Annotated in this window: 13 protein-coding genes; 3 read left to right on the top strand and 10 right to left on the bottom strand. The window is 69.0% G+C overall.

The features are described 5' to 3' along the window. Nucleotides 1-134: 134 nt before the first annotated feature. On the bottom strand, nt 135-446 hold the full coding sequence (locus MEBOL_RS09185) for a hypothetical protein (RefSeq protein ID WP_095977062.1): 312 nt from the start codon (nt 444-446) through the stop codon (nt 135-137). 154 nt (nt 447-600) lie between these two features. Here MEBOL_RS09185 and MEBOL_RS09180 point away from each other — a divergent pair, with 154 nt between their 5' ends. Continuing rightward, the gene (locus MEBOL_RS09180) at nt 601-1518 is read left to right on the top strand and encodes a pirin family protein (protein WP_095977061.1); all 918 of its coding nucleotides are present in this window, start codon (nt 601-603) and stop codon (nt 1516-1518) included. 13 nt (nt 1519-1531) lie between these two features. Here MEBOL_RS09180 and MEBOL_RS09175 read toward each other — a convergent pair whose 3' ends face one another. The 6 genes from MEBOL_RS09175 to trpD all read right to left on the bottom strand — a co-directional run bounded on the left by MEBOL_RS09175 (nt 1532) and on the right by trpD (nt 8242). Continuing rightward, entirely contained in the window at nt 1532-2272 is a 741-nt protein-coding gene (locus MEBOL_RS09175; protein ID WP_095977060.1) for a glutathione S-transferase family protein, read from the bottom strand. A gap of 1525 nt (nt 2273-3797) precedes the next feature. Further along, nucleotides 3798-4589 carry a tryptophan synthase subunit alpha gene (gene trpA / locus MEBOL_RS09170; RefSeq protein WP_095977059.1) on the bottom strand — a complete coding sequence of 264 codons (792 nt, stop codon included), beginning with the start codon at nt 4587-4589 and terminating at the stop codon, nt 3798-3800. Next, a complete protein-coding gene (gene trpB, locus MEBOL_RS09165; protein ID WP_095977058.1) occupies nt 4586-5794 on the bottom strand; it encodes a tryptophan synthase subunit beta in 1209 nt (402 codons plus the stop codon). The genes trpA and trpB overlap by 4 nt, the downstream gene beginning before the upstream one ends. 8 nt (nt 5795-5802) lie before the next feature. Beyond that, nucleotides 5803-6438, bottom strand: coding sequence for a phosphoribosylanthranilate isomerase (locus MEBOL_RS09160; RefSeq protein ID WP_095977057.1), 636 nt, complete (start codon nt 6436-6438; stop codon nt 5803-5805). Further along, nucleotides 6435-7229, bottom strand: a complete 795-nt coding sequence (locus tag MEBOL_RS09155; RefSeq protein ID WP_095977056.1) for an indole-3-glycerol phosphate synthase TrpC — start codon at nt 7227-7229, stop codon at nt 6435-6437. Before MEBOL_RS09155 ends, MEBOL_RS09160 begins: the two co-directional genes overlap by 4 nt. Then, nucleotides 7226-8242: an anthranilate phosphoribosyltransferase gene (gene trpD / locus MEBOL_RS09150; RefSeq protein ID WP_095977055.1), complete on the bottom strand. Its 1017-nt coding sequence runs from the start codon at nt 8240-8242 to the stop codon at nt 7226-7228. The genes MEBOL_RS09155 and trpD overlap by 4 nt, the downstream gene beginning before the upstream one ends. Before the next feature lie 183 nt (nt 8243-8425). Between trpD and MEBOL_RS09145 the strand changes: the two genes are divergently transcribed. Both MEBOL_RS09145 and MEBOL_RS09140 read left to right on the top strand, forming a co-directional pair. After that, nucleotides 8426-9697 carry an NAD(P)/FAD-dependent oxidoreductase gene (locus MEBOL_RS09145; protein WP_095977054.1) on the top strand — a complete coding sequence of 424 codons (1272 nt, stop codon included), beginning with the start codon at nt 8426-8428 and terminating at the stop codon, nt 9695-9697. Nucleotides 9698-9711: 14 nt separating this feature from the next. Further along, nucleotides 9712-10332 (top strand): CPBP family intramembrane glutamic endopeptidase, encoded by a 621-nt coding sequence (locus tag MEBOL_RS09140; RefSeq protein ID WP_245919595.1) that lies wholly within the window; start codon nt 9712-9714, stop codon nt 10330-10332. A gap of 20 nt (nt 10333-10352) precedes the next feature. Here MEBOL_RS09140 and MEBOL_RS42675 read toward each other — a convergent pair whose 3' ends face one another. From MEBOL_RS42675 to MEBOL_RS42670, 3 genes are all read right to left on the bottom strand, one after another. Further along, a complete protein-coding gene (locus MEBOL_RS42675) occupies nt 10353-10805 on the bottom strand; it encodes a hypothetical protein (protein ID WP_245919593.1) in 453 nt (150 codons plus the stop codon). Nucleotides 10806-11028: 223 nt separating this feature from the next. Beyond that, nucleotides 11029-11592 carry a Wall-associated protein precursor gene (locus MEBOL_RS09130; RefSeq protein WP_095977052.1) on the bottom strand — a complete coding sequence of 188 codons (564 nt, stop codon included), beginning with the start codon at nt 11590-11592 and terminating at the stop codon, nt 11029-11031. Between the two features lie 22 nt (nt 11593-11614). Further along, entirely contained in the window at nt 11615-12154 is a 540-nt protein-coding gene (locus MEBOL_RS42670) for a hypothetical protein (RefSeq protein ID WP_245919591.1), read from the bottom strand. Nucleotides 12155-12197 lie beyond the last annotated feature (43 nt).

Raw genomic sequence — 12197 nt, 5'->3', positions numbered from 1 at the left:
GGTTCCTCCATGAGGTCAAGGATTTCCCGTATTCCTGTTTATGGGTGCTCCGTTCCGGCAGAGCGGCCATGCGTCAGGGGCCCGCGCTCGGGAACCTCTCGGCCTCCGAGCGCGGGTCCGGACATGCGGTGGGACTACTCGGCGAGGGAGAGCTCCCGGCGGCAGATACCGCCCGGTCCCCCATCACAGTAGTACCCCTTGGGGCAGAGGCCCTCGGTGGTGCACTGGTACGGCATCGCCACGACGCCTCGGCGGCACGTGCTGCCCGGTCCACCGGCACAGTAGAAGCCGGTCGGGCACTGACCCTCCTCGTCACACTGCGGCAGCATCTGCTCCACGTCGCCCGACTCCGCCAGGGCCTCGTCGGGGGTCTCCTGCGTGCCGCCACAAGCGCTCAACGCCATGGCCACCGTGAGGAAGACGGCCTTCATCCAGGGGTTCTTCATGTCCAGCTCCTGCCGTGGGGGTGGGGGACGACACCCGGCATCCTAGAGTCGGACGCTTCACTCGCGGTAGAGCGCGCCCGGTGTTGCTCGCGTGGGACGGTCTGTTCCATGGTGGGAGCTACTCAGGGGCGGGGCATCCGCCTACGTTGCGCTCATGAGCACCAATCCCCTGGAAGCGGCGGAAGTCGAACTCGTCCTCGCGGCGCGGAGCGCGGACCTGGGCGGAGGCATGAGTGTGCTGCGCGCATTGCCCCAGGCGCGGCGCCGGATGGTGGGCCCTTTCGTGTTCCTCGATCAGATGGGGCCCGTGGACTTCGCGGCCGGAGGTGCCTCGGACGTCCGGATGCACCCGCATATCGGGTTGTCCACCGTCACCTATCTGTTCGAGGGCGAGGGACTGCACCGCGACACGGTGGGCAGCGTGCAGCGCATCCTCCCGGGGGACGTCAATTGGATGACCGCGGGCCGGGGCATCGCCCACTCCGAGCACATCTCCCACGCCGCCGGTACTCCGGGCGGGCGGATGCTCGGCATCCAGATCTGGGTCGCCCTGCCCAAGGCCGTCGAGGAGACGGCGCCTACGTTCGTGCACCACGCCGCGTCCACGCTGCCGGAGTTCGGTGACGGTGGGGCGCGCATCCGCCTCGTCGCGGGCTCGCTGTTCGGCGAGCGCTCGCCGGTGAAGACGCACTCGGAGCTGTTCTACGCCGACGTGGCCTTGGAGCCAGGTGCGGTGCTGGGACTCACGGCCGAGCACGAGGAGCGCGCCGCCTACGTGGTGGACGGCTCGGTGGAGTTGAGCACGGGGACGCTCCAGGCGGGAAGCCTGGCGGTCTTCCAACGGGGGGCGGAGGTGTGCCTGCGCGCGAGTGAAGGAGCCCGCGTGTTGTTGCTCGGAGGCGAGCCGATGGACGGTCCGCGCCACATCTGGTGGAACTTCGTCTCCAGCTCCAAGGAGCGCATCGAGCAGGCGAAGGAGGACTGGCGGGCCCAGCGCTTCGGCCGCATCGAGGGAGAGACGGAGTTCATCCCCCTGCCGGGCACGCCGCCTCCGCCTGTCAACTACCCGTAGTCCTGTTCGAGGCTCAGGCGGTCGCTGGTCGGCGGTGCTTCGCGTAGAGCGCGTCGCGCCATTGGAGCAGCCCCGCGTAGCGCTCCGCGAGCCTGGGCTGGCTCCAGGCCTCTCGCCCACCGAGCCCCGCGGACATGAAGGCCTCGTCCACGGGACTCACGCCCTGGAGCGTCACGGCCATGGCGATGTCCGCGTACGAGAACGCTCCGAGCAGGTAGGGCCGCTCCGGAGACACGGCCGCGGCCAGCGCATCCAGCGCCGAGGTGAGCACGTCCTCATGCCGTCCGGCGTCCTCCCGCATCTTGTACTTGTGGATGAGGGATTCCATGCCCCGGCGGACCAGGGGCCTGAGAAGCGGCCGAATTCCAGCGGGGACGCCGGGGGGAAGAACCGTATCGAGGAACCGCGGCTGGTCCATGGAGCCCAGCAGGAACATGGCGCGACCGGCCGCGAGCGCCACCTCGCTCCGTGTGTTCCAGGCGGCGATCTCGTCGAGATGTGCCTGGGGGAACAACCGGGGGCCGCCGCCGAGCCCATCCGCGTGCCGGGCGATCTCGAACGAGTCCTTGTACCAGCGGTCCGCTTCCAGCACTGGCACGGTCACGCGTCCGGTCGGCTGGCGCATGAGTGCTCGGAGCCGCAACTCCCCGAGGACGGGTCCGTGCTCCTGGAAGGTGTAATCGAGCCGGTGGTGGTCGAGCGCCCAGCGGGCCTTCTCGGTCCAGGGTGAGAACGGGATCCCGAACAACCTCATGGACGTGCGCTCCTTGGATCAATCACTTCGCATCAGCATATCCGGACCGCTCGCCATCGAGGGCTCGCTTCTCACGGCCCAAGTGCGTGCGTTGCCCACTCGGAACGTAGAGGATACAGTGGAGTGGGCCTTGAGCGTTCATTCTGGAGTGCACATGCGGGTCGCGAATGTGATGCCTCGGGCCCACTGGAGGGTTGTGCTGTTCACGCTCGTTCTGGGTTGTGCGGCCTCCTCTTCGCAGCACCTGGGCTCTTGGGGGATGGACGCCGCGAAGGGTCCCTGGCCGGAGGTGCCCGCTGTCGAGATGCCCACGGGGGATACGTCTATTCCGGCTGGAACCGAGGATTCCCTTTCCTGGCGAGTGACCGAGCCCGTCACTGGAAGCCATCAGAAGTGTGAGCCTATACCGTTGTTGATGATGCGGACTTCCCCACGTCCCAGGTATGGGTCGTGGGCTTCATCCATAATCATCCCTGCGGAAGTTCCCCTTCGGCGATTGACCTCGGGACATGGCCAACGGATGGACTGAACTCCTACGTGGCTATGGCTGAAGTGCGTTTGATTCCGGGAAATCCACATCCAGCGCGTTACAAGGGCATCGCCATCGAGATGGCCTCCGCGGTGGTCGCGGAGCGTCCAGATGGTACACGCGTCTTCCTTCGCTACTTCCCCACGGGCGAGGTTCAGCAATGGAGTGAGGCGAGAGACAACTGGGTCACGCTTGGGAGTTGTGCTCCAAGAGGACCTGTCAGTATCAGCAAGAAGCCGCAATGCACTCCTGAGCCACTGCGGTTGCTGCGTGAATAGTCGTCATGGCAGGGAGGGCCATGATTCCCTGCCTCGTTGGGGCTGCCCGGTCGCGGAGACATACGATGGATAATGTGGAACTGCTCGCTCGTCGCTTCGACGATGAAGGCGCCCGTCGGCGTCGCCGCCAACGCGTATGGGGACTCCTGGTGCTCGCAGTGGCGAGTGGGGGCTGTACCCTATGGCGACCCACACCCGAGAGGCAGGTGGTGTGGCCTGATGACACCACGGCCTCGCTGGTGGGTGCTCCCATGGAAGCGGGAGCTGTGATCGCCGCTGGTGCAGCCGTGCGCGAGATGGTTGCTCACAATGAAAGTGAGCGATTGTTTCGCGGCTGTTCCAGCCCTCAGCAAGGCTTGGATGTCGCGGTCTTCAAGCAGGCGGGGTCGGATTTGTATTACGTGGTTCTGCACCAACGGTTCGATCGGTGCGGAGGTCCTCGCAGCCGTGTGCTCGACTGGTGGTACGAGTACGCGGTGACCGAGCAGGGAGAAGTCGTGGCCGAGGCGCCACCCGAGGCGGCGGAGGCTTCTCCTCCGACTGTTCCGGAGGTTGCTCCATCCGAGCCGATGCCAGCGCCGGAAGCCGCGCCTCCGCCCGCGGTTGACGACTCGACTCCCTTGGCACCTCCGCCCGGGGTTGTTCCGGGCCCGCCCATGCCCGAGCCCTCATCCCCCACTCCTTGAGGACGGGAAGCGGGGGGCCGCTCCCCAGTCAATCAGCGCCGCAGGCCCTGCTTGATGTCGGCGCAGACCTGACGGGCGGCATCCGGTCCATCGGCCTGGGCGGCGCGGACGATGGCGCTGCCCACCACGACACCATCCGCATGGGCGCCCACCACCCGGGCCTGCTCGGCCGAGGAGATGCCGAAGCCCGCCACCACCGGTACGGGCGAGACGTTGCGCACCAACCCCAGGCGCTCGGAGAGGTTGGCGGGCAATTGCGAGCGCATGCCCGTCACGCCCGCCACCGACACGCAGTAGACGAAGCCGCGCGCGTCCCGGGCGATTCCCTCCGCGCGCTTGGGGGACGTGGTGGGCGCGCACAGGGGGATGAGCTCCAACCCCTCCCGGTCGAAGGCGGCGCGGATGGAGAGGCTTTCCTCGGGAGGCAGGTCCGGCAGGATGGTGCCGGAGATGCCGCGCTCCCGGGCGAGCTTCGCGTAGCGCTCCTCGCCCAGGGCCATCACCACGTTGACGTACGTCATCACCACGAGCGGCGTGTGGGGGCAGCGCTCGCGCACCGCGGGCACCACCTCGTCGAGCACCCGCCTCAGCGTGGAGCCCGCCTTGAGTGCCCGTTCGGACGCGGCCTGGATGACGGGCCCGTCGGCGATGGGATCGCTGAACGCGACGCCAATCTCCAGGATGTCCGCGCCTCCCTCCACGCACGCGGCGAACACGTCCACCGAGCGCGCCAGGTCCGGATCTCCCGCCATGGCGTACGCCACCAGGACGCCCTCGCCGCGGGCCTTGGCCCGGCTGAACGCGTCCGCGATTTCCCCGCTCATGCTCCCTCCAGACGGATGGCGGCGGGCATGCCGCGCGCCGCGATGGTGGCCACGTCCTTGTCACCCCGGCCCGAACAATTGATGACCAGGTGCTTGCCCTTGCCCAGCTCCCGCGCCAGGTCCGCGGCGCGCGCGAAGGCGTGCGAGGACTCCAGGGCGGGCAGAATCCCCTCGGTGCGGCTCACCTGGTAGAAGGCCGCGAGCGCCTCGTCGTCCGTGGCGGTGCGCACCTCCAGGCGGCCCTGCTTCGCCAGGTGCGCCAGCTCCGGCCCGACGCCCGGGTAGTCCAGGCCCGCGGAGATGGAGTGCGCCTCGATGATCTGCCCGTGCTCGTCCTGGAGCACGAGCGAGCGCGAGCCGTGCAGCACGCCCTCGGTGCCGAGCGTCAGGGACGCGCCGTGCTGACCCGAGTCGAGTCCATGGCCACCGGCCTCCACGCCCACCAGCCGCACGCCCGTGTCGCCAATGAAGGGGTGGAGGATGCCGATGGCGTTCGAGCCGCCGCCGATGCACGCGATGATGGCGTCCGGCAGCCGGCCGAAGGAGACGATCGACTGGGTGCGCACCTCCTTGCCGATGATGGATTGGAAGTCGCGGACGATGGTGGGGTAGGGGTGGGGGCCGGCCGCGCTGCCGATGACGTAGTAGGTGTCCTCCACCTGGGCCACCCAGACGCGCATGGCCTCGTTCATCGCGTCCTTGAGCGTGCGCGAGCCGGACTCCACCGCGTGCACCGTGGCGCCCAGGGCCTTCATGCGAAAGACGTTGAGCGCCTGGCGCTCCACGTCCAGCGCGCCCATGTACACCTCGCAGGGGATGCCGAACAGGGCGCACGCGGTGGCGGTGGCCACGCCGTGCTGGCCCGCGCCCGTCTCCGCGATGATGCGCTTCTTGCCCATCCGCCGGGCGAGCAGCACCTGGCCGATGGTGTTGTTGATTTTATGGGCACCCGTGTGCGCCAGGTCCTCGCGCTTGAGCCACACCTCGGCGCCTCCCCACAGCGCGGTGAGGCGGCGCGCGGGCGTCAGCGGCGTCTCGCGCCCGACGTACTCGCGCAGCACCTGCGCCACCTGCTCGTCGAAAGCGGGGTCCTTGCGGGCCTCGGCGTAGGCGAGTTCCAACTCCTGCAGCGCCGGCACCAGCGTCTCCGGCACATAACGGCCGCCATAACGGCCGAAGCGGCCCGGGGCGGTTTGCGTGTCCATGGGGTCTCTCACTCCGAAAACAGGGTCTTCGCGGCGCGGAGGAAGGCCCGCACCGCGTCCGCGTCCTTGATGCCGGGGCTCGACTCCACCCCGCTCGCCACATCCACACCGTAGGGCCGGGTGGCCCGTACGGCCTCGAGCACGTTGCCGGGGTGCAGCCCACCGGCCACCAGCACCGGTGTGCCCACGTCCGCCAGCCGCGCCACGAGCGACCAGTCGAATCCCACGCCACCGCCGCCATACCCCGGCGCCGCTCCGTCCAGCAGCAGCGTCGTCACGTCGCCCGCGCCCACGTACGTCCGGGCCCGCTCCACGTCCTCGGCGGTGCGCACCCGCAGGGCCTTGATGACCGGCACACCATAGCCCGCGCAGGCCTCGGGAGGCTCGTCTCCGTGCAACTGCACCGCCGTCAGCCCGCAGTCGCGCACCCGCGCCCGGATGACCTCGGGTGACTCGTTGACGAAGACGCCCACCACCGCGCCCAGTCCGGGCCGCGTGCGGGCCAGGGCCGCCGCCTGTTCGGGCATCACGTACCGGGGCGAGCGCGCGTAGAAATTCAGCCCCAGCGCGTCCGCGCCCGCCGCCCACGCCATCCGCGCGTCCTCCACGCGGGTGACGCCGCAGATCTTCACCCGGACGCTCACGGCGCGCCCTCGGGCGCGAGCAGCCGCGCGAGTGCCTGGCCCGGGTCGGCGTCGCGCAGCAGGGACTCGCCCACGAGCACCGCGTCGGCGCCGGCCGCCCGGGCCGCCGCGAAGTCCGCGCGCGTCTTGAGGCCGCTCTCCGCCACGAAGGCCCTGGCCTGGCCGCGCAGGAGCGGAATCACCCGCAGGGCGGTGGTGGTGTCCGTGCGCAGCGTGGCGAGGTTCCGGTTGTTGAGCCCCACCAGCTCCGCGCCCGCCTTCAGGGCCCGCTCGGCATGCGCCTGGGTGTGGGCCTCGACGAGCGCCGCCACCCGGCTCTCGCGGGCCGCCGCCACCATCTCCGCGAGCTCGCCATCCTCCAGCGCGTCCGCGATGAGCAGCACCGCGTCCGCGCCCAGGGCCGCGCTCTCCTCCACTTCCCGGGCCGCCACCAGGAAGTCCTTGCGCAGCACCGGCAGGCTCGTGGCCGCGCGCACCTGGAGCAGGTCCTCGAGGCTCCCGCCGAAGTCCACGTCGTCGGTGAGCACGCTCAGGGCGCTGGCACCCGCGGCCTCGTAGGCCCGTGCCACCGCCACCAGGTCCGTGTGGGGGAAGTCACCGCCCGAGGGGCTGCGGCGCTTCACCTCGGCGATGACGTTGATGGGTTGGCCCGGACGGGGCCGGGTGAGGGCCGCGGTGAAGTCCCTCGGCGGTGGGCGGGGCTGCCCGGCCACGCGGGGTCCGCGCGCCGCGAGCTCCTGACGCTTGCGCGTGAAGATGGCCGCGAGCTTGTCCTCGGCGGGCGCGCTCATGGGAAGACCCCACTCACGAGCGCCGCCAGCTTGGAGGCCGCCGCGCCCGAGTCGATTGATTCCGCTGCCCGCATCGCGCCTTCCTTGAGGTCCGCCGCCTTGCCCACCACCACCAGGGCCGCCGCGGTGTTGAGTACCACGGCCGTGCGGACGCCGGAGCGCTCGCCCTCCAGCAGCGACTTGAAGCGCCGGGCGTTGTCCTCCGCGTCTCCGCCGACGATGGATTCGGGCTTCACCCGCTCGAGCCCCGCGTCCTCCGGAGTGAGCGTGAAGGTGCGCACCGAGCCGTCCTCGCGCAGCTCCGCCACGTCGGAGGACGTGCAGGGGGACAGCTCGTCCAGCCCGTCCCAGCCATGCACCACCCAGGCGCGCTGGCTGCCCAGCCGCCGCAGCACGCGCGCCGTCTGCTCCAGCCGCTCACCCGCGAAGGTGCCGAGCAACTGGAAGCGCGCGCCCGCCGGGTTCGTCATGGGGCCCAGCAGGTTGAACATCGTGTACAGGCCGATTTCCCGGCGCGCGGGCGCCACGTTGCGCAGGGCGCTGTGGTGCGAGGGCGCGAAGAGGAAGCCCACTCCGTGCGTGTCGATGTCGTGCGTCACATGCTCGTGCGAGCGGTCCATGGACACGCCCAGGGCCGCGAGCACGTCGGAGCTGCCACAGCGTGAGGACACCGCCCGGTTGCCGTGCTTGGCCACCGTCACCCCCGCCCCCGCGGCCACGAGGGCCACGGCCGTGGAGATGTTGAAGGTGTGCGCGCCGTCTCCGCCCGTGCCGCACGTGTCGAGCACCACGTCGGCCTTGGGGTAGATGCGCGTGGCGCACGCCCGCATGGCCTCGGCGGCCCCAAGGAGCTCGTCCTCCGTCTCGCCCTTCATGCGCAACGCGACCGCGAAGCCGCCCACCTGGGCATGGGTGGCCTCGCCCGCGAGCATCTGCCCCATGACGGCCGCCATCTCCTCGCGGGTCAGGTCGTGTCGGCTCACCACCCGGTTCAATGCTTCCTTGAGGGTCATGGCGCTATTCCCGCCGCGCCACGTCACCACCGGTGACACTCAACATGGTTCTCGATTCTCCACTCGAACTCGAAGCGCACAGGACTCCTCAAAGGCACAAGGTGTCCGGTTCCTCCTATATTCCCCCCTGAGTCTGACGGGGCCGTTCCGGGGAATCAAGCTAGGACGGAGATTCGGGTTTTCATGGAGGAGTGGGTCGTGGCGAAGCCGGACGTCATCGTGGTGGGGGCGGGACTGGCGGGGCTGACGTGCGCTCGGATGTTGCACCGAGCCAAGGTGAAGGTGCGGGTGCTGGAAGCGCGCGACGGAGTGGGAGGCCGGGTGCGCACGGATGCGGTGGACGGCTTCCTGCTTGACCGGGGCTTCCAGGTGCTGCTCACCGCCTACCCGGAGCCTCCCCGGTGGTTGGACTACCCCGCGCTCGCCCTGAAGCCGTTCTTTCCCGGGGCACTGGTCTGGCGGAGGGGTGGATTGCACCGGGTGGCGGACCCGTTCCGCCGGCCGCTGGACGCCCTCCTGGCCTCCTTCAACCCCGTGGGCTCGTTCTCGGACAAGCTCAATGTGCTCGACCTGTGGACGCAGGCGCGGGCGGGGGAGCTGGAGGACGTGTTCCTGCGTCCGCAGAAAACGTCCCGCGAGTATCTGCGCGACATGGGCTTCTCCGACGCCATGGTGGAGGCCTTCTTCCAGCCCTTCCTCGGGGGCATCTTCCTGGAGAAGGAGCTGCGTACCTCCAGCCGGATGCTGGAGTTCGTCTTCAGGATGTTCTCCGCGGGAGCCACGGCGGTGCCCGCGCGGGGCATGGGCGCGCTGTCCGAGCAGCTCGCCGCGAAGCTGCCCGAGGGCTCGCTGCGGCTGGACACGCCGGTGGAGGAGGTCTTCGGTCACCGGGTGCGGCTCCTGTCGGGCGCGCGGGAGGAGTGTGACGCGGTGGTGGTGGCGACGGACGGGCCCTCGGCGGAGGAGCTGCTGCCGGGCCTGCCGCCCCGGCGGACGACGGGCGTGACGTGTCTGTACTTCGCCGCGCCCGCGCCTCCCGTGCGCGGCCCCTACCTGGTGCTCAATGGCGAGGGGCGGGGGCCGGTGAACAACCTCGCGGTGATGAGCGAGGTGTCCCCCGGGTATGCCCCCGCGGGCCAGGCGCTGGTGTCGGTGTCGGTGCTGGAGCTGGCGGAGGACACGGAGGCCTTGGAGGCGCGCGTGCGCGAGCAGCTCACGGAGTGGTTCGGCGCGGACGTGGCGGGATGGAGACTCTTGCGCACGTACCTGATTCCCCGCGCGTTGCCGGTGCAATCCCCCGAGGCTTTCGAGGAGCCGCATCGGCGGGTGCGGATTTCTCCCGGGTTGTACGCGTGCGGCGACTACCGGGAGAACGGCTCCATCGAGGGCGCCATGGTCTCGGGCCGGCGCGCGGCCGAGGCGCTGCTGCGTGATTTCGAGTGGCCGCTGCCATGAGGGATTCGGGAACGATGGACGAGGTGCGTGTGGGCTGGCTGGTGGCCTCGGGGCTGGCGGTGTTGGGGTGGACGGCGTTGGTGCGCTGGAACCCACCGAACTTCTATGCGTGGGCCTCGCTCTATTGCGGCGGGTGGGCGGTGTTGTCGCTGCTGGCGCTCGGGAGGGAGCGTCGGGCGTTGCTCACGCCCCGGGGCGAGGACGCGCTGTGGGGCGTGACGTTCGCGGGCGTGCTGTACGTGGGCTCGCGCGGGGTGTTGTGGGCGTTGTGCGGGGGGTTCTCGCGGGTGCTGTGCACGCCGTTGACGGAGGTCTACGCGAACTTCGGACGGGGAGGATGGGTGGCGGCGGTGTCGTTGGCGCTGGTGCTCGCCCCGGCCGAGGAGTTGTTCTGGCGGGGCGTGGTGCAGGGAGCGCTGCGGCCGAAGCTGGGGAGCCGGATGGCCGTGCTGGTGTCCGCGGGCCTGTCGAGCCTCGTGCTGCTGTTCTTCCAGCAGCCCCTGTTGGCCCTGGCGGCGTTTCCCACGTCGCTCGCGTGGGGCCTGCTCGCCGAGTGGCGCAAGGGCCTCGTGGCGCCCTGGGTGAGCCACGCGCTGTGGGACGTGCTGATGATCGTCCTGCTCCCCGTCGCTTGAGTCCTGTCGGGAGGCATGGCTCACGCTGTCGGTAGGGGAGCGGGTCCGAGGTTGGAGGGATCCTTCACGTACTGCTCGGCGGGAGTGAGCCGCATATTCGTGAATCCGTGCCGCTCGACGAAGTCCTTGAATCGCTCGGAGACGACGAGGGTGCCCGGCAGACCCCGGGGGCGGAAGATGTCCTCGCCCTGCCAGGTGCCCGGTTCCAGGACGATGCCGTGAATGGCGTTGATCGTCGTCGAGCGGCATTCCAGGCAAGTGATGGGCCGGGTGGTGCGCACGCGGGTGAGCATCGTGTCTACCGCCGCTCGGCCGTAACAAGTCGAGACGACGGAGTAGCGGGGCACGGAGATGGGCTGGCGAGGTCTCTTCCTCATGCAGCGCACCCGAAGTACCTCCACGGGGTGGAAGCCCTCCAGTCCGGTGAGTCCCTCCGCGCGGAAGGCCTCCGCGAGCCGCTCGGAGATGAGCAACTCATATGCTGAGTTTTTGATGAAATCCCCGAGTTCTTTCCCGTGCAACTCCAGTTCGACCCGATAGGGAGGAAGCCACTTCAACAATCCGACGAACGCCCCGCAGCGTGGGCAGCGAGGCGCATCTCCGTGGTTGACGGGATCTACGGTGTCAACGTCCACATCATAACGGGATCGGAGGATGCCTTCTTCCAGGACGAAGAAGCGCGGAGAGGTGGGGGCCTCAAATTCCATCGGGGAACCTCGCCTTCATCTCGGGGCGACTATAGATGTCGCGCAGCTTGTCCATGAAATCCTTGGGTGTTGCTCCAGGGGTGTCATCGAGCCACTCGATGACTTCCTTGTCCACGTTACGGTGCCAATGCTGATAGCCGCAGTGTGCCTGCTCGTCCCTGGCCCGGGTCACGAAGCGCGGATCCCGGGGGGTGTAGAGTCCCTTGAGCGTGGGGTGCGTTGAAAGCCTCTTGGCGATAGGCCGGGAGATGAGGTGGTGCTCCTGACCCTTGCATTGTGGCGGCTCGGAGGAGCCGAGTGACTGGGACAGGGACTCCGCTACCACCTGGAGTTGCTTCGTCTTGTTCTCGTCTCCCTCGCCCGCCATCAACGAGGCTTGCTCCAGGGCCTCTTGCACCTGGTCCAACACCTGGGCGGCCTTGCGCGTGTCATCCGCCGCGAGCGTCACGCAGGCACTCACCATGCCCGCCTTGCAGCTACACACCAGCGACGTTTCGCCAGGGGTGCAGGCAATGGCCTGCGTCAACAGAACCAGCAGCAAGCTCGAGAGCATGGGATTTGTCCTTGAGCTCGGCTCACGCGGTTGGCAGGGGCGCGGGTCCGAGGTTGGAGGGGTCCCACACGTACTGCTCGGTGGGCGTGAGCCGCATGTTCGTGAATCCGTGCCGCTCGACGAAGTCCTTGAAGCGCTCGGAGACGACGAGGTCGCCTTGCATGCCGCGCGGGCGGAAGATGTCCTCACCGCTCCAGGTGCCCGGTTCCAGGACGAAACCGTGGATGGCGTCGATACCCGTCGCACGGCACTCGGTGCAGGTGGGGGGCTTGGAGAAACGTACGCGGTTGAGCACCAAGTCCACTGCCGCCCGGCCAAAGCAGGGCCAGACAACGTAGTAGCGGGGCACGGCGAGCGGTTGACGAGGTCTCTTCCTCATATAGCGCACCCGGACGACTTCGATGGGATGGAAGCCCTCCAAGCCGGTGAGCCCTTCGGCGCGGAAGGCCTCCGTGAACCGCTCGGAGATGAGCCGCTCGTACCCTGTGCTTCGGATGAAGTCCCCAAGTTCCTCCCCGTGTAGTTCCAGCTCGACCCGATAGGGGGCGCTCCAGGTCAGCAACCCGATGATATCTCCGCAGCGTGGGCAGCGAGGAGCCTCCGCA

This window comes from Melittangium boletus DSM 14713 (genome assembly GCF_002305855.1).
GTDB lineage: Bacteria > Myxococcota > Myxococcia > Myxococcales > Myxococcaceae > Cystobacter > Cystobacter boletus.
The sequence above is the reverse complement of the archived record's forward strand: the minus strand, read 5'-3'. Positions and strand labels throughout refer to the sequence as shown.